This is a genomic window from Microcoleus sp. K5-D4 (assembly GCF_036704575.1).
Taxonomy (GTDB): Bacteria; Cyanobacteriota; Cyanobacteriia; order Cyanobacteriales; family Microcoleaceae; genus Microcoleus.
This window is the reverse complement of the sequence record NZ_JAUBSD010000039.1, coordinates 45,857-61,080: the sequence shown is the minus strand read 5'-3', so window position 1 is coordinate 61,080 and position 15,224 is coordinate 45,857. Positions and strand designations below refer to the sequence as shown.

The following is a 15,224-nucleotide window of genomic DNA, read 5'->3' as shown; positions in this document are numbered from 1 at the left end:
CCTACACAGTCTCTTATGCTTATTTTGTTAACTTTGTCAAGTTCATATTATACCAAATTAGATGAGCTTACCCTGGTATTATCACAAGCGCAAAGTTTGCGACACGCCGGAGGTTGCGCTAGATGGCAGCCTTAAAAAAAATGCAGGTAGTAATTGCCGGAATGGGTCAGCTTAACGGCACTTATTACTTCATGTCTAACTCTTTGCTTTATGCAAGCATTGGAGGAGTTACGGGTATTTCCCCTGCTGTAGAACCTAGTAAAGTTGTTCACCGTACTGAAGATTTATCCTTGTATGGTGTGCTTCAAACTTTAGCTGTATCTGTAGGAACTACAGCGACCAACAGGCGCACAGTAAAAATCTATTGCGCTGCACAACTAGCAAAACTTGCAGAAAAAGCATTAATTGGAAAAACAATTCCGCAAGGAACAATTAATAGCGTATCTCAAGACTTGAAAGCGCAGGAGTATTTGGCATAATGGCTAAAGGTGTAACATTTAGAAGCGAGAGCGAGGGAACTCCTACTTATGGTTGGATTTCACGCGCTAAAATTTACACAGGTGCGCTAATAGTTGCAACAGGTTTAGCTGGTGAGCAGGATATTCCTAGTGCCGCCGTTCCCGTTCCTTGGCGATTAGAGGATTTGCTTGCAGCAGGGGAGATTAAGCGCGTAACAGCAGTTTTAGACGATGGTGCGGGCAAGCGTACTGCACGAACTCTCTATATTGCTAGTGATCAAGTACCAAACTTTAGAAATCCTGTTACCAATGGTGGTTTGATTGGGGCAACTATTGATGGTAAAACGGTACTTTCTGCGAGCATTCCGCGTAAATCTTCTAGTCGATTGGCTTAAAATATTGTGTCTACCTTATCCTCTATTCCTGTTTACAAAGAATCGGTTTTATTAGGGCTAGAACCTTATAAAATCCCTGTGTTATTTTCAGGTTCTACAATTATCATAGAACCTAAATTTCACAATGAATTTATCAAAGGATTTGCTGGTTATCTTATACCCGCAGTCAATACAGAAATAGGGGAAATTAGACACAAATGGATGCCTAGTTGGATTAACAGCAAACAATTTATCAATTTTGCAATTCCTTATTTTCCCAACACTTATGAACTTTATTTTAAAGTTGGACATATTTTAAGGGGAAATACTTTCACGCTCAATATTTGGGAGATAACTTAAAATGGCTCAAGACGTAACGGTGTCTAGTTGGTATAACAATCTTGGGACAGCGATCCAACCAATATTTAATACTGCAGCAATGGCAACAATTACACCCGCTAATGTAATTTTTTCTGCTGTTGAAGCATATCGAGAAAGCCAAGAAATTTACAATGCTGGAACAAGTGTTGAAGCCGGAGATTTTATCAATTTTGCTTCCCCTATTCGACAAGATGCTACTCCGACCTTTGATAGTGCAGGTGAACTTAGTTCAATTAAGTCTGTAACTTTGCGAGCAAAAGTTATTTATGCACCAGACCCAAACATAGCTCCTAGCAATTCAACTACAATTATTTAACGGCTTTTAATCTGCCAATGCTATCATCAAATACTAACATTGGCAGGTTAAGCATTTATCAAGGTAAACTAAATGGCAATTGTTACACCTGGCATTGGTGAAACTTTTACGGGTACAAAACTAGAGGGTAAATTGTGGCAAGCAATTCACCATATACAAAACGGAGAAAAATTAATAACCGATTCAACAGAACGGTTCAATGTTTCCAAAGATGACACCTTTAATTTAACGGGTGATTTTACCTTGCCCGGTGCATTAATTTGGGACGAAACAATCGCTACTTTCAGAGAGGTTGCGACACCCTACTTAGCAACGCTTCCGTTTACTCCTGGCGACCCAACAGGAACATTTAAGGCAACAACATTAAGTCAATATTTTATTGATTTAATGAAATATTGCATCATGAAGCAAAATTTACAAGCAACAAATCCCGCAGGATTAAAGAATGTTACATTAGAATTTGACTATAACTTGTTGTTATTTTCAGGGACTCTTAAGCTTCCCTATACTGTTGAACTGTCTGATGACGGCGCAATTATTGAAAGGGCAGCAGAATGGATTGTGACTTAGTAGATAAAGTAATTGTTATTTGGCTGGTCGCTTCTGTTGCTCAATTTGTAATTCTTAGTTTTGCAATTTTGTACTATTCAATTCAAATTAGAAAAGGTAAATAAATGGCAACCGCTACACCTATAAAAACTTATGGCGTAACTATCGAAAATAGTTCGTTAGCTTTTAGCACTTCTGGTATTACTCCCGGTCAATGGCTACAAAATTTTGCGAGTGACGCTTGGAACGCAATCAAAAACGGAGTGCAATCGGCCCTAGATTTAGGTCGGAGAATGCTTGAAGGCGGTAGAGAGGTACTAGCAGCAATTGCTAGGGGTGACATAGGTATATTTTTAAATTGGTTTAAGGACGACCCTAAAGCCGCTATTGCTGGTGGAGCTGCCGTAGGTTTAGCGGGTTGGCTTATAGCTGGTACTACAGGTATCGGGGCTGCTTTGTCTAGTGCGACTTCTGTTGCTTCTAGTGCTATTGGTTCAATGTGGGCAACATTAGGTAGTTACAAATTAGGAGGAATTACATTAGGCGCTATGTTGCCCACATTGCAGCAAGTAATTGTAGGGGGTGGCCGGGTGGTTGTCAATACTGATTGGGCGCAATCCGACGCATCAATTCTTGCTCAATTACAGGGACAGTACACAACTTTTTTAGAAAACGTAGGAGAACAAGCAGGGCGCTTAATTGTAGGTTTAGCGATGGGAGGCGGTAGGGCTAACCCAAAGATGACAATTAACGTTACAGCAGCAGCAGCCCTAAGTATTGTCGCAGAAAGGGAAGGCTCAAGGATTGAAGAGGAAATGATAGAAGCCTTATCAGAGCTTGCCAATACGTTTGTAAAATATGCGACTAATCTTTTAGGAAAACTGGGTTATTTGCAATTTAGAAAATGGGTAAGAATGAATGTGAAAACTGGAATAGAAGGAATTGACAAGTATATTCAAAATTGGGGTTTAGAAGAAGGAGCTAGTTGGAGTATTGCACAACAAATTCAAACTAGAATTGACTCAATAGAAGAAACTAACCCAGAGTTACACGCTTTAGTCCAAGGTGTTTATTCTGGTCTAGGTGAGGGGTTTAGCGATTTTGTAGCATTTGTCTAGCACTCATTGTCTAATAACATTCGATAACAACATTACAGCAAGAAATACCTAATGACCGATACCATTACTCGCACCTTTCCTATTGATTTAAATTCCTCTTACACCCCAAATTCTATCATAGAACTTGCTCATTTTAGAGACATAGATTTCGACCCTGATGAACGAGTAGGTATTTATTTGGAGTCTTGGTTTTGCAATATAAATCTTAAAAGTTTTCAACCAGGGTTTATTCCTGAGTTTGAAGGTGACGAATCAGAACGTGAAAAAATGAGTTTATTTACTCAGGCTGAAAACAAATCACAAAAATTAGGACTAAGAATTTTAATTAGAAAAAACAACACTGGAACATGGCGAAAGCGCGCAGAAATAATATTAGTTAATAGAGAAAGAGAAGATTATTTTGATTTAGTGCAGCCTTATTTAGCTAAAAACGCTGTAAGAATACTAGAACAAAATGATAGCATTGCTGTTCAACTTGTAGACTACGGCAATGGATTGTTGAAAACCAATGATTTTGTTGGGATTGAATTAGGGGTAACGATTACAATTGGAAAAAAAAACAATATGGATATTTTTAATGCTCGAATTACAGCATTAGAACTAGCCTTGCTTGCGACAAACCAAGGAATTGACCAAGCAATTATTGATTGGGTAGGTACAGCACCAGATAATTTAAATACTTTAATTGAATTATCAAACGCGCTTGGCAATGACCCCAATTTTGCTAACACTGTTATCAACAGCCTTGCAGCCAAATTAACTGCATCATTAAATTTAAGTGACTTGCAATCTAGACAAACGGCATTAAACAATTTGGTTGGTGCTGTAACAAAAAATAGATTTTTGAGCGGAAATGGTACAAATATAGAACTTAGTCAAATCAATTTAGATAGTGATGATGTCACAGGGGTTTTGCCTGTTGTAAAAGGTGGTAGTGGGATTAATACGGCTGCCTATAATTTTAGGGCTTCTGTTTTTGCAAATCAGTCTATCCCTGGCGGAGCATGGACTAAAATAATTTTGAATGCAGAAATGATAGATTTAAACAATCAATACAATCCCACTAATTCAAGGCTAGTCGCTTTAACATCTGAAGTGTGGCAAATTTGCATATATATTACTTTTAGGCTCACGACTAACAGCAGAGTGTTAGTTTCTGTATGGAAAAACGGTGGAGAAGTTGGGGGACTTTCTAGGGTAATTGATGTTGTGGCTAATGCAGGAGATTTTAGTTTAAATCAAAACATACCTGAGTTTTCCCTACAGGCTAATGATTATTTAGAAATATATTGTTATTGTTCACCTGGGACGACAGTATATGGTGAAGGCGGAGCAAGTACCGTCTTTTGGAGTGGAAAACGTATTAATTAATTTGATATGCCCTCAAACCCCAGAAAACTACAGCCGAACCTTGCAAAGCCATCTGAAGGAAATAGTTTTAATGCGGGTAAAAAACCTACTGAAGCTATCAACCCATTACAAGGATTGAATATATCCGCAGAACGTGAAATTGGTAGTGCGGGAGGAATTAAAGCAACTGGTACATTAACTGTAGGTATAGATAATTTAATAGCTCAACAAGGGTTGACAGTCGAAGCTGATGCAACTAACAAAACTCTTGGAGTAGGGCTTAACGTAGGTTCCCCAAAAGGAAAATTAGGAGTAAATATTGGAGGTAAAATTGGTTACGACGAACAGGGAAAAATGTCAATTCGCGGTGCTGAAGCAGGAGTTAATATTGCTGGATTTGGTGGCTCTGCAAGCATAGATGATGAAAAAGGGATTACAGGGTCAATAAGTGTTGCGGGAGCAAAAATAGAAGTTACCGTCGCTCCCGACGGTAAAAAAACTTTATCTCTCTGTTATGGCGTACCAGGTGGGGAATTGTGTGTAACTTTTGAGCCCGATCCAGAGCAGCAAATACCAATACCACCGCCACCACCGCCACCACCTTTAACTAACAATAAAATGCCTGCTGGATGGGAACCAACGGTAACAGCAATGCCTAATTCTACCCTTACCCCCGGCTCTTATTATTTACGAAGAACTTTTATTGGTGCTGATGGAAATTATTACTATGACAGCGGGAACGGCTTTACTATTTACAAAGTCACTCCCCCGCAAACAGGTAATTTACGCTCTCCTTCTGTTAACCCTTCGGAAAGTAAACCCGAATATTGTTTTAATATCACTCAATCTCAAATTGATTCTAGCACTGTATCGCCCGCAACCGGAACACGTTATAGGCGAGCGGGAATTAATGGTGCTTATGCTTTAGCTCACTTAATTAATAGAATAGAAATCTACTCTGCTGTTCGATACATTTCTTCGCTTGGGCTTGTTAGTCAACAGAATGAAACATATTACCGACGTATGGTAATAATTAGTCCCTATGGAGGTTCAAATGGTTATAAAGTAGGTGACATAGTTGACCCTAGTAGTTTAGTTTATTGGTGGATGTTTCCTAATTATGGCGAAGATAGTTTTTGGCAATGGATGAATTGGGAATTAATTCAAAAATATACTATAGAATTAGTAAGCTGTGAGCCTCCAGCGCCAGTAATTGTAAACATTCAACTACCAAACACGCCGCCAATTATTAAACCTATGAATGAATGTTGTGACAAAGTAAACGAAATGTATAAATATCTTGGAATTGCCAAGATGAAAAAAAAATTTAAAGTTGCAAATCAATTTCTTGCTCCCGGTGCAACAGGTAACACTGAATGTGAAGATTATTATGCCCTACAAGAAGCATTATTTCGGATGCTTGCTAATGGATTAATTATTAATCCAACATCAGCACCTAACGGTACACCGTGGCAATCAGCTAACGCTACAGCTTGGGCTGGTCAAATGTATGAAATGATGGCAGAGTCAATGTCTGACGGCAATAGCACTCAGAAAGTAGAGATAGCCATAATAATGCAGTTGGCGCAATTGATGAAAGTTAATGCCGAACAAACTAGAATGATTCAATTTTTATCCGAATGTATAGGTATTACTCCTGAGTTAGATACTGAGGATGTCCCGATATGCTTTACCATTCATGAAGCCCACAAAGGCTTTGGGAAGAAGGACAAAAAGTTAATTGATATAAATGCAGCCAAAACAGACAATCAGGTAGAAAGCGTTTTGGCGACAATGCTGCAACCGTCTAAAATTCCTATCAGCACATGGAAGTTTAAACCTGATAGTATATCAATAATTGAAGCATTAAGACAATTGTAAATTATGGCAAAAAATACATCAGGAACAAGAATTAAGCCTAGAGCAAATAATGCTGAGTCAGTTATCAGGCAACAGTTTACTGATAAACGAGAATCATTAATCAGGCAAGGACAGGTAAATGCAATGATTTTGCAGAATGTATTAGGACTCGATAAAGATGGAGACATGAAAGATTTTATCCGGACGACTACACAAAGCCTCAAGGCATCCAAAAAGACATAAAAATAGCGATCGCACTTGAGGGCAAGCGCGATCGCACAGCAAGGATAGAAAAGCCCATCTGCTTGGACTGCCGCGCCACTAAGGCAGGTGCCGCCGTCGAAAACTAGAAGGGAATGGGATTGTAATAAGCCTCAGAGTTGGGGTTAGAATTCAGATCGTTCTCTGAGGCTGAGGGCTTTGGGTTGTTATCGTCTCTTAGTTCGCGCAATTCACCCATGTGGGCATTGAACCGAGTCACACAAACACCTGTCAGCCGGATAGCCGCTTCAACAAGCCTAGGGTATTCTTCGAGTCCATACCGACCAGAGGCAATCATTGCCGCCAGTAATTGCGTTGCCATGACCTCGCCGTGAGGCTGTGGATAATTCGGATCGTCAAAATAGTCGCGAATTTTCAGCTTTTGGTTAAAGGTAAACTCTTCCATTTACAAACTCCATTTACGATCGCCAACACTCCACCGATAGCCGAGGCTCTTGAGATTGTCGTACAACACGGAACGGTCTAAACCCTTGCATCCTGGGAGAATGGCGAGAGCTTGCTCATACTTCTTAAGTTTAAGTGCCATAGTTCAAGATTTTCTATCTGTTTCTCAAAGCGATCGCCTTCTCAACTAGAAGGAGAACAAAACCAATCATTTGGGCGGCCAGAAAAAGGGTGTCACAAAGAGAAGGATTATCTTCGTTGACACGGGCAGTAAGGCGATTAAGAACAAACTGGACGTGACGCAAATCTGCAGCACATTCGCTAAGCTCCTCATCCTTATTATCGTTTTCTATTTTTGCTTCCATAATCTCCTAACCTAAAACCTAAAATCCAATCCCCGTAAAACCAAAAGTGCCCGAAATTTTGGACACTCTGGGATTTACGGGGATTATTTTCGCTCTGGCCAAGTGGAAAATCAGCTCGATCTGAACTTAACTTTAATGGGCAAACCCTCACTGCCGAACCTATCCGCCAAGTTTTTCCGATCGGAATCTGACACGAGATCCCATACATCATTGTGAACTTCACCACTTTCTGAGTCCGCAGCGACGCGCGTAGAACAATAAAGCCGTGTGACCAGTGCAGTTCCTTTGGTTTTTCGATTCCACTGAACCGCGTAAACCCAATTTAGGTCAATCATCACATCTAGCGCACTGATATAAAACCAGTCTCTTTCCATAGGACAGCAAGTAGAGGTTGAGTTCAGCCCAAATCTAAAAGCCTATAACCCTTACGGAGTAAGGCTTGTAGCCAAAAGTCCAATAAATTAGACTTTTGTCTGTCGAGGGGGATTATTTTCGCTCTGGCCAAGTGGAAAATCTTATCTATTTTTCGGTGAGATATGCCGCAAGTTCGGGGATTTCACCGGCGCGCTGCCACTCTGCTTCACCGCGCCGCACCTTGGTTCGGGCTGTAACTTTCTGGACATCGAGGAGCTGTAACTTGGTGTACGGCCCTTCAGCGTTGCCACTGCGAAAAACGTACCATTCGGGAAGTTCAGGGGTTGGCTCTGCCGGTTTGGCAGTTTTCATCCGGCTCATACCAGATTCGGCTCTGAGCTTGTTAAGTTCTTGGTCTGCGGGATTGGGAGCGGCTACTTTACGGGTATGTGATCGCTTTTGTGTCGACTCCTGAGCTTTGGCTTTAGCCGCTAATTTAGCTGCGCGCCGATGCCTCGCCCACAAATCGTACTGGTAAATGTAAGCCGATACTAAGAACATCCCAATCGGGATCATTTCTCGTCCCAATTGGATAAGATTTTGTCTGAGTATCATTGACTCAAAGTCATCGGCGTCAGCTCTGGGTATCTGCAACACTTGGGAAAGAACGAAGATCGTAACAACAAATGCTACAAAACTGACAATGAGAGCATTCAGTCCTTCTTGCCAGTGCGATCGCTCCAACCCAGAACGATCAGTTAGGTACTGACGAACCGGAGCAAGCCTAGGATGTGCTGGTAGATATTTCAGTAAAAGCCTTGTGGCAGATGTTATTGCCCAATGAAAGAAGGTAAACAAGAACGGTGTGAAAAGCCAGACTCCAATAAGGACACCAACAACGCTCTCACCGTATTCGAGAGGTTGGGACTTGACCTGAACAGTGAGAGCATAAGTAAGTCCGAAGGCTCGTATCCATGAGATAGGATAAGGAAGCCACTTTGGCCACGTGTTCATGGTGGGATAATTTGACGGGATATCAATATTGTCCCACCACACCGATGGCTTAGATATCAGCCTCTCCGACTTAACAGCCGGGGAGGCTGAACTATTTAGTTTTCAATGTTCAGTCCAGCTACCTGTAAAGCTTGTTGCCCATTGTGAATATTGCTAAACGCTTCGACAAGCTCTTCAATACTGCAATCGTAAGCTTGACAATACCGAGGAATATCGGTCAAAGCAGGGTGAGGCACGACAATACCGCGTTCCCATTTACTAACAACAGACTCAGTAGTATCTAGCTCTACAGCAATTTGCCTTTGAGTTTTTTTAGCCCTTTTACGAAGCCACACAGGGGTTACAAGATTTGCTTGATTTTTTACTTCACTTGCCATAGTATAAAAGAACTAGCTTTTAAAAGCAAGTCCTAGTAGACAAGTTTCTAAAAGCCAGTACCCAGAAACAACAAAAACAGCAGGCCGGTGATTAGCGTCCACGGCCTGCCTACATCAAATATAAAGTTCCCTCAAAAACGAATAACACCAAGTGGATAGCTGTGTAAGTCCTGCGGGCTTCAGCGTGCGCTTGCCGTTGGTTCGGTCGAGAGCTTTTCCTTCTTGTAACCCAGGTTGCACCTGCCCACAAGAAGGGTTCCATCACACAGGGTTGTAACCCCTCACCTGCATATGTGCTCAAAAACTTTCAAACCAAACCCATTCCGAGGCAGCGGCCGCTAAATTTTCCAGCCAACCAGAAGAGGAGATGCCTCTGAAGCATTAGACCGATCCGAACAGCCTTATCTCAATCATTCGTTCTCGGCGATCGCACTTCTCAACCCAGCGATCGCCTTCCCTACTCCCCCCGAACACAAAATGCAAATCGACCCAACTTACAACCCCGAAGGCAACGAACTCGCAGAGAAAATCATCGAACAGCGCGCATCACTATCACAACTTAGAGCCTTACTCAAGGAAATAACCTGGTTTAGAAAGCTTGCCGTAGTTGTAATAGCTTGCCACCAGGCAATCACTGAAGGGCCAGTCGAATACGTCAAACTTCAACCCCTAGGAGAGTTTGAATATGAACTTAAGGCGGCGACAACATGGATACGTTCTTTGCCGCCGGACACACTAATTGAAATTGCGATCGAAATCCTTTCAGAATTCCAAGACACCAACGAATAACAAATCACAATAAATCGCGTGCAGTGCGCGATCGCCTCTCCCACCCCTAACAAATATGAACAGAAGCCGAGCCTTCCTTCACGAGACAAATATCAACCAAACCAGAAGAGAAAAAATTCTCAAACTCCTAAGCACGGGCCCCAAAACAGCTTTCAAAATCTCCTGTTTGATGTCAGAAGAGTACATCGCTAGCGCAACAGTATTGTGTCGCCTCCGCGAATTGCAGGCAGCAGGACAAGTTCACAGAATCGGCGATTTTTGGAGCATCAAACCATGATAAATGCTCAACAGCCTTTCAAAGTCGGCGACAGAGTAAGGCGGATAAGGGATCAATGGAGAGTCGGGACGATCGTCGAAATTTGTCAAAAGAAACAACTAGCTTTAGTCCTTTGGAAACAAAGACACTCAAGAGTTGAGCTCCGTTATTTAACACTGGACAGCCATGACAATCGCAACAACCGATAGACCAAAACTTACGGCCCAAATGGGTCGCAAAGAGGCCGAAGAAATAACAAACGACATTCGCGCTAACTTCGACAGCTTGGGCAAAATGCTGCTCGAAGTTCGAGAGCGGAAAGGATTCTTAGCCCTTGGATATCAATCGCTCGAAAGCTATTGCCTTACCGAATTCGGCAAAGGCAAAGCCAGAGTGTACCAATTAATCGAAGAAGCCAAGATAGAGGAAGGCATCACAGCCGAACTGGCCGCTTCAGATTCTCCAATCAAATCCCTAAAAATGCCCGGAACCTATCTCCGGGAGTTAAAAGTTTTGGAAACGCCGCGCCAACAAATCGAAGCGATCGCCTACGCTAACAAGCTGGCTAACAACGAAGGCAAAACCAAGGCGACAATAACTCACTTACAAGCAGCTATCAACAAACTCAACCCCAAAAAAGTTGAACAGACCAAGCAGATTCTTGAAACGATAGGATTCAGAATAGGAGCAGAAGTCGAATTACTGGAAGGTAGCACCAGAGGAGAGCGCGGTATCATCCGCAAAATAAATAAAGAGGGAGTACACGTAGAATTTTATAACGGCAACTCGAAGCCCATCGCTTGGGATGTTAGCGCATTGAAAATCGTCCCAGCAGCCGAAAGACCCAACTTTCCGGCAATGATGGATACCATCAACATTGGAGATAAAGTTAGGATATTTTCCTCTAACAATAACAGAGGCAAGACGGGAGAGATAGTAGCAAGAACTAACGACAAGCAAGCGTCAGTCCTGGTCGAAGGAAAACATAAATTAGAGATACCTTACGCCGAATTAGAACGCATCGAAATAGTTAATGAAACTCAAGCCCAAGCTACCGATTTAATTTGGGTTGGAAGCTGGAACCCACTGTCAAGCTGGTATTACAACGCCAAGGCAAACGAAATTCACTCGTTTGGATGCCCAGATTTAACCCTTCAACCACAATCTAAATGCCCCAGCCCCTCGGATTGGTTGGAAAAGTGGAGACAAAAAAATATCGCTGCGCTGGCAGATGCACTCCTGACCGAGGACGATTTGGCCGCTCTAGTAGTAGCCACCACCAGCAAAATGAGCCCGGAACAAAAAGAGGCTTTTTTGGGAAAAATAAACGTCAGCAAATCCCATTCAGAAGCAGTCGGACTAAGGATAGAAAATAGCGAGCTAAGAGCGCAATTGTTGGAAGCAGAAGCAGCAATTCAGTCAATAGTGGATGCACTCGAAATTTCAAGCCCAGGGGACACCGCAGCACAGACGGACATCTTACTAGAAAATACCTCCGAAATTTCAAGCCCAGGGGACACCGCAGCACAGACGGATTCTTGGAAGCAATTACTAGCAAACAATGGCTTTACACCTGTCCCCTACGAATTAGAGGGATTTTATAAAGGTCACTGGCGAGGATGGAAAATATTTTTTCATGCCCCAAATGGTGGAGTAATAGCAATAGACATTGCTAACGAGAAAGAGGAGATGTTTGCGCGGTGCACCGAAGTTGATTTCGATATTGATTTAGATAACGAAGAAGCAATCATCGACTGGACAAAAGGAATTATCAACCAAGTCGAAGATTTCTGTCCCGGTCAGTTATCGCTATTTCCTGAAAAAGTTTTGCCACCAGAAAACATCCCTGATGAACTAAACCCAACCTGGCATATAGACTGGCTTAACAAAAATTTCCCGGTACCCCCAAAAATTGCCCACAGCGCGAGCAAAGATTCTCTTGTTGGAAAGATTCAGGAAAGTTTAGAGCAATTGTTAGAGAAAGCAGACAAATTGGTTGAGACATTGGACGTTAAAGACCCCAATTCTAAAAAAACCAAAAGAGAGAACCGACTGCTTAAAGAAAAAGAAATTAAGAATGTCAGACAGTCAATTAAAAATCTAGAACTTTTCCAGCACCTTCAAATCGGAATGCTTGTTAACCATCACCGAGACGCACAAAAAATCGGCGTCATAGCAAACCTCACCATGTCTGTTGGTGGGATGCCCGAGGTATGGGTGAAATGGGATGCAGATTCAATTGAAACGTCGGAGAGCGTTCATCTTCTCCGCTTCCTAAAAACAGATGAGGGCGAATCATGAAGAAAGAGTTTGCAAGCAAAAATGCAGGGCTGTCGCTCTCAAAGGACTGGGTTTCCAGCTCCGACGCCACCACAGCATTAGGCATTAGCATACGGCATCTTTACCACTTGAAAACCGACGGCACTTTTAAACAAGGCAAGCATTTTCGCGATATTCGCCGCACCAATTCGATGCGCGCTACTTACCGGTGGAATTTACCAGCCATCCAAAAAATCTTAGATAAAGGGCCCGAAATTCGCTAGCTATGACTACACTAACCGCCAGCGAATCCCTACTAACACTCCCCGCCGATTGGATTTTAGAACCCGTCACCGGCAAACGGCCTTATAGAAAAAAGTGGACAGAAACGAATCTCGATCGCCTTGCCGCGCTCGCAGAATTAGAGAGCGGCAAAGCTACTGGTTTAGGCTTGAAACTTGGCAAAGGGTTACTGGCGATCGACATTGACGGGGAATCTGCCGCCAAACTGTTAGCCAAGCTGGCGGGGGAAAACAGCCTGATAGATTTTGCAAAAACAACCGCGTGGACTAGCGGCCGCGCCGCTAGGAAACAGTGTCTTTTTTCAGTACCCGAAGCAGATTGGCACCGCATCCGCACTCTGCGAATTGGTACAGGTGTATGGGGCAGCGAGGGCAAAGAGGAATGTTTAGAATTTCGCTGGCTCGGAACTCAAAGCGTACTGCCGCCAAGTATCCATCCCAGCGGCCAAGCCTACACTTGGATCAACAATCCGCTAACAAATCCACCACTACCAGCCCCAGAATGGCTGATAGAGCTTTGCGAGAACTGGCACAGCGAGTATGCCGGTGCTGACAAGCTGGATTTGGTGCGCTTTCCTGTACGATTGTTCGCCCATTTTGGCCGCCAGATAGCAGTCTGGATGCTAGCGCGCCGCTTCGATTTATCGCGCCGCAGCGCCGACGGCAAACCAAAAGGATGCGGAATCGGTAAATTTTCCCTCACGGCAGCAGCCAGAATTTTAAATCGCAGCGCCGGCCACGTCCGAAAATTATTGTGTGCCGCCAAAAATTCAGGGTTGATCCGCAATTACCTACAGCGCGGCAACTGGATTACAGTTTTCTATTCCAGCCTCGAAAGAGCGATCGCTCTCACCAACATAGAGAAGCTCGGCCCGATCGCCGCCGTCGAGATTGACGATTTAGCCAATCTCCCCATTATCGCCACAGAGGTAGAGGCACAACATTTGCAACGCGCATCTTTTCACCGGCAACGGCAAGAAGAGATGCGGCAAATACAAGCCCAGGGCTCCGACCCTGGGCAACCGACGCAGTTAATTGCGCCGCTAGCTCTGCACACCTGCGAAAAACTGGCGCGGGTACTGGGAAAAAGCGAGCGGTTCATATTCTGTGAATCGGGTTTCCGCTTTTACGGCGGAAGTCAGAAGGCGATCGCAAACAGTCGCGGGTTATCTACTACGACCGTGAGCCGCCATTTATCAAATGACTACAGATTGGCGGCAACTCCGATACGAAAGTTTCGTCAGGAGTTGCCCCCCATTCTCAAAAAGCAGCTTGTAGAACGCCTGCCACTCCTTCAAAATATGCCATCACACTTGTGTGTAGAGGACGGCTTATTTTTGATGGGTGGGGAATGGTGGAAACCTCACTGTAATGTCTACGGTTTAGATCATCGCCTTGTGTCCGCTAGGCGACGGAGGGCCCGCATTCAGGCTGCAATTAATAAGGGCAACTTATTCTCTGAAAACAGCTCGCCAAAAATTTTAGACAATAAGTTTATTTTATCAGACTCTTCTTTTTTCAAGAAAGAGGGAGAGCCAGAGCGGGGAAAAAGGGAGAGTAAATAACCAGGACAAGGAAAATCAAAAACGATCATATCTCAGCATTAACTAAAGTTGCCCAGCAAGTATGGGCAAATCAATTCAGATGGATAAAACCATGAAAAAAACATTAACTAGCCAAGAAAAATTTAAGACAGCAATAGAAAAAGTAGTTTCAGAAACCTACAACGAAACTGTCGGAAAAGCACAGCTAACCAAGATAGTTAATCAGTGGGAGAAGGAGGAACCTGCTAATACTATTAAAAAAACGATTGAAGAAATTTTGCTAACGGTCAACCTACCAAAACACGCCCAGTGGATTGAGCAAAGATACACTTATGTAGCCGGGTATTTTTGGCTGGAAAGCTCCAGCCGGAAGTACGGCGATACAGTGCTTGGATGGCACGACCCCCTGCAAATTCAAGCGGAAGCCTTACCACTCGAACTCCATTACCAGCGCTTTGAGGATGATCGTTATTGCAAGGTTCTTGATTGGCTAGACTGGGACAAAAAAGGATTTGCAGCCGCAGAAGACATACCTCTTTGTTGGCATAGTCGCCACGTTAAAATTCCCACAGAAAAGACATGGTTTTTCTGCAAGTACAAATACGCTGCACCTTGCCAATTACAGTGGCACAGGAAATACGATCACGTCCCAAAAGAGAAAGGACTTTACGTAGTGCGATCTATCATCCCTCACGGGTTTTGGCAGGCATGGAAATGGTGGCCGGAAGCGAGGGAGTGGTATTACGAACACAGACCAGAGCTTTTCGAGGAAGAAGAAATTTGGGATGAAAAACCGACGTGGCACGAACCTCCAAATAGTTACTCCGCTGTTTTAAGTCCCAATAGTAGCAACTCATTAAAAAGTCAGATATTTCATATTGAGGAGTAACTA

General features: G+C 43.2%; 20 protein-coding genes. 15 read left to right on the top strand and 5 right to left on the bottom strand.

Features of this window, described 5'->3' with window-relative positions; translation table 11 throughout:
• Nucleotides 1–122: 122 nt before the first annotated feature.
• The 9 genes from QUA77_RS14420 (at nt 123) to QUA77_RS14380 (ending at nt 6,649) form a co-directional block, all read left to right on the top strand.
• Complete coding sequence (locus tag QUA77_RS14420) at nt 123–479, top strand: hypothetical protein (protein ID WP_333450755.1); 357 nt, start codon at nt 123–125, stop codon at nt 477–479.
• Nucleotides 479–853: a hypothetical protein gene (locus tag QUA77_RS14415; RefSeq protein WP_333450753.1), complete on the top strand. Its 375-nt coding sequence runs from the start codon at nt 479–481 to the stop codon at nt 851–853. The genes QUA77_RS14420 and QUA77_RS14415 overlap by 1 nt, the downstream gene beginning before the upstream one ends.
• Before the next feature lie 6 nt (nt 854–859).
• Entirely contained in the window at nt 860–1,192 is a 333-nt protein-coding gene (locus QUA77_RS14410; RefSeq protein WP_333450751.1) for a hypothetical protein, read from the top strand.
• Between the two features lies 1 nt (nt 1,193).
• Nucleotides 1,194–1,529, top strand: a complete 336-nt coding sequence (locus tag QUA77_RS14405; protein ID WP_333450749.1) for a hypothetical protein — start codon at nt 1,194–1,196, stop codon at nt 1,527–1,529.
• 72 nt (nt 1,530–1,601) lie between these two features.
• A complete protein-coding gene (locus QUA77_RS14400) occupies nt 1,602–2,099 on the top strand; it encodes a hypothetical protein (RefSeq protein WP_333450747.1) in 498 nt (165 codons plus the stop codon).
• Nucleotides 2,100–2,203: 104 nt separating this feature from the next.
• Nucleotides 2,204–3,196, top strand: coding sequence for a hypothetical protein (locus QUA77_RS14395; RefSeq protein WP_333450746.1), 993 nt, complete (start codon nt 2,204–2,206; stop codon nt 3,194–3,196).
• Nucleotides 3,197–3,247: 51 nt separating this feature from the next.
• Nucleotides 3,248–4,567, top strand: a complete 1,320-nt coding sequence (locus QUA77_RS14390) for a hypothetical protein (RefSeq protein WP_333450744.1) — start codon at nt 3,248–3,250, stop codon at nt 4,565–4,567.
• A gap of 6 nt (nt 4,568–4,573) precedes the next feature.
• A complete protein-coding gene (locus QUA77_RS14385) occupies nt 4,574–6,427 on the top strand; it encodes a hypothetical protein (RefSeq protein ID WP_333450742.1) in 1,854 nt (617 codons plus the stop codon).
• 3 nt (nt 6,428–6,430) lie between these two features.
• Entirely contained in the window at nt 6,431–6,649 is a 219-nt protein-coding gene (locus QUA77_RS14380; RefSeq protein WP_333450740.1) for a hypothetical protein, read from the top strand.
• A gap of 103 nt (nt 6,650–6,752) precedes the next feature.
• Here QUA77_RS14380 and QUA77_RS14375 read toward each other — a convergent pair whose 3' ends face one another.
• The 5 genes from QUA77_RS14375 to QUA77_RS14355 form a co-directional block, all read right to left on the bottom strand.
• A complete protein-coding gene (locus QUA77_RS14375; protein WP_333450738.1) occupies nt 6,753–7,073 on the bottom strand; it encodes a hypothetical protein in 321 nt (106 codons plus the stop codon).
• The gene (locus tag QUA77_RS14370) at nt 7,074–7,214 is read right to left on the bottom strand and encodes a hypothetical protein (protein WP_333450736.1); all 141 of its coding nucleotides are present in this window, start codon (nt 7,212–7,214) and stop codon (nt 7,074–7,076) included. It abuts the gene before it with no gap.
• A gap of 13 nt (nt 7,215–7,227) precedes the next feature.
• Nucleotides 7,228–7,437, bottom strand: coding sequence for a hypothetical protein (locus QUA77_RS14365; protein WP_333450734.1), 210 nt, complete (start codon nt 7,435–7,437; stop codon nt 7,228–7,230).
• Nucleotides 7,438–7,956: 519 nt separating this feature from the next.
• On the bottom strand, nt 7,957–8,805 hold the full coding sequence (locus QUA77_RS14360) for a DUF4339 domain-containing protein (RefSeq protein WP_333450732.1): 849 nt from the start codon (nt 8,803–8,805) through the stop codon (nt 7,957–7,959).
• Nucleotides 8,806–8,900: 95 nt separating this feature from the next.
• A complete protein-coding gene (locus tag QUA77_RS14355) occupies nt 8,901–9,182 on the bottom strand; it encodes a helix-turn-helix transcriptional regulator (RefSeq protein ID WP_333450730.1) in 282 nt (93 codons plus the stop codon).
• A 477-nt stretch (nt 9,183–9,659) separates the two neighbouring features.
• On the opposite strand from QUA77_RS14355, the gene QUA77_RS14350 reads away from it, so the two are divergent.
• From QUA77_RS14350 to QUA77_RS14325, 6 genes are all read left to right on the top strand, one after another.
• Nucleotides 9,660–9,971 (top strand): hypothetical protein, encoded by a 312-nt coding sequence (locus QUA77_RS14350; protein ID WP_333450728.1) that lies wholly within the window; start codon nt 9,660–9,662, stop codon nt 9,969–9,971.
• A gap of 55 nt (nt 9,972–10,026) precedes the next feature.
• Entirely contained in the window at nt 10,027–10,248 is a 222-nt protein-coding gene (locus QUA77_RS14345; protein ID WP_333450727.1) for a hypothetical protein, read from the top strand.
• Nucleotides 10,249–10,413: 165 nt separating this feature from the next.
• Nucleotides 10,414–12,528 (top strand): hypothetical protein, encoded by a 2,115-nt coding sequence (locus tag QUA77_RS14340; RefSeq protein WP_333450725.1) that lies wholly within the window; start codon nt 10,414–10,416, stop codon nt 12,526–12,528.
• Nucleotides 12,525–12,770: a hypothetical protein gene (locus QUA77_RS14335; protein WP_333450723.1), complete on the top strand. Its 246-nt coding sequence runs from the start codon at nt 12,525–12,527 to the stop codon at nt 12,768–12,770. Before QUA77_RS14340 ends, QUA77_RS14335 begins: the two co-directional genes overlap by 4 nt.
• Nucleotides 12,771–12,772: 2 nt before the next feature.
• Nucleotides 12,773–14,353 (top strand): bifunctional DNA primase/polymerase, encoded by a 1,581-nt coding sequence (locus tag QUA77_RS14330; protein WP_333450721.1) that lies wholly within the window; start codon nt 12,773–12,775, stop codon nt 14,351–14,353.
• 91 nt (nt 14,354–14,444) lie between these two features.
• Nucleotides 14,445–15,221: a hypothetical protein gene (locus QUA77_RS14325; protein ID WP_333450719.1), complete on the top strand. Its 777-nt coding sequence runs from the start codon at nt 14,445–14,447 to the stop codon at nt 15,219–15,221.
• Nucleotides 15,222–15,224 lie beyond the last annotated feature (3 nt).

What these genes read in the sequence shown, in the direction of transcription:
- QUA77_RS14345 (WP_333450727.1), top strand. Translation starts at nt 10,027, where the DNA reads ATGAACAGAAGCCGAGCCTTCCTTCACGAGACAAATATCAACCAAACC.
- QUA77_RS14405 (WP_333450749.1), top strand. Translation starts at nt 1,194, where the DNA reads ATGGCTCAAGACGTAACGGTGTCTAGTTGGTATAACAATCTTGGGACA.
- QUA77_RS14420 (WP_333450755.1), top strand. Translation starts at nt 123, where the DNA reads ATGGCAGCCTTAAAAAAAATGCAGGTAGTAATTGCCGGAATGGGTCAG.
- QUA77_RS14325 (WP_333450719.1), top strand. Translation starts at nt 14,445, where the DNA reads ATGAAAAAAACATTAACTAGCCAAGAAAAATTTAAGACAGCAATAGAA.
- QUA77_RS14355 (WP_333450730.1), bottom strand. Translation starts at nt 9,182, where the DNA reads ATGGCAAGTGAAGTAAAAAATCAAGCAAATCTTGTAACCCCTGTGTGG.
- QUA77_RS14400 (WP_333450747.1), top strand. Translation starts at nt 1,602, where the DNA reads ATGGCAATTGTTACACCTGGCATTGGTGAAACTTTTACGGGTACAAAA.
- QUA77_RS14380 (WP_333450740.1), top strand. Translation starts at nt 6,431, where the DNA reads ATGGCAAAAAATACATCAGGAACAAGAATTAAGCCTAGAGCAAATAAT.
- QUA77_RS14350 (WP_333450728.1), top strand. Translation starts at nt 9,660, where the DNA reads ATGCAAATCGACCCAACTTACAACCCCGAAGGCAACGAACTCGCAGAG.
- QUA77_RS14335 (WP_333450723.1), top strand. Translation starts at nt 12,525, where the DNA reads ATGAAGAAAGAGTTTGCAAGCAAAAATGCAGGGCTGTCGCTCTCAAAG.
- QUA77_RS14340 (WP_333450725.1), top strand. Translation starts at nt 10,414, where the DNA reads ATGACAATCGCAACAACCGATAGACCAAAACTTACGGCCCAAATGGGT.
- QUA77_RS14395 (WP_333450746.1), top strand. Translation starts at nt 2,204, where the DNA reads ATGGCAACCGCTACACCTATAAAAACTTATGGCGTAACTATCGAAAAT.
- QUA77_RS14415 (WP_333450753.1), top strand. Translation starts at nt 479, where the DNA reads ATGGCTAAAGGTGTAACATTTAGAAGCGAGAGCGAGGGAACTCCTACT.
- QUA77_RS14390 (WP_333450744.1), top strand. Translation starts at nt 3,248, where the DNA reads ATGACCGATACCATTACTCGCACCTTTCCTATTGATTTAAATTCCTCT.
- QUA77_RS14360 (WP_333450732.1), bottom strand. Translation starts at nt 8,805, where the DNA reads ATGAACACGTGGCCAAAGTGGCTTCCTTATCCTATCTCATGGATACGA.
- QUA77_RS14365 (WP_333450734.1), bottom strand. Translation starts at nt 7,437, where the DNA reads ATGGAAGCAAAAATAGAAAACGATAATAAGGATGAGGAGCTTAGCGAA.
- QUA77_RS14330 (WP_333450721.1), top strand. Translation starts at nt 12,773, where the DNA reads ATGACTACACTAACCGCCAGCGAATCCCTACTAACACTCCCCGCCGAT.
- QUA77_RS14375 (WP_333450738.1), bottom strand. Translation starts at nt 7,073, where the DNA reads ATGGAAGAGTTTACCTTTAACCAAAAGCTGAAAATTCGCGACTATTTT.
- QUA77_RS14385 (WP_333450742.1), top strand. Translation starts at nt 4,574, where the DNA reads ATGCCCTCAAACCCCAGAAAACTACAGCCGAACCTTGCAAAGCCATCT.
- QUA77_RS14370 (WP_333450736.1), bottom strand. Translation starts at nt 7,214, where the DNA reads ATGGCACTTAAACTTAAGAAGTATGAGCAAGCTCTCGCCATTCTCCCA.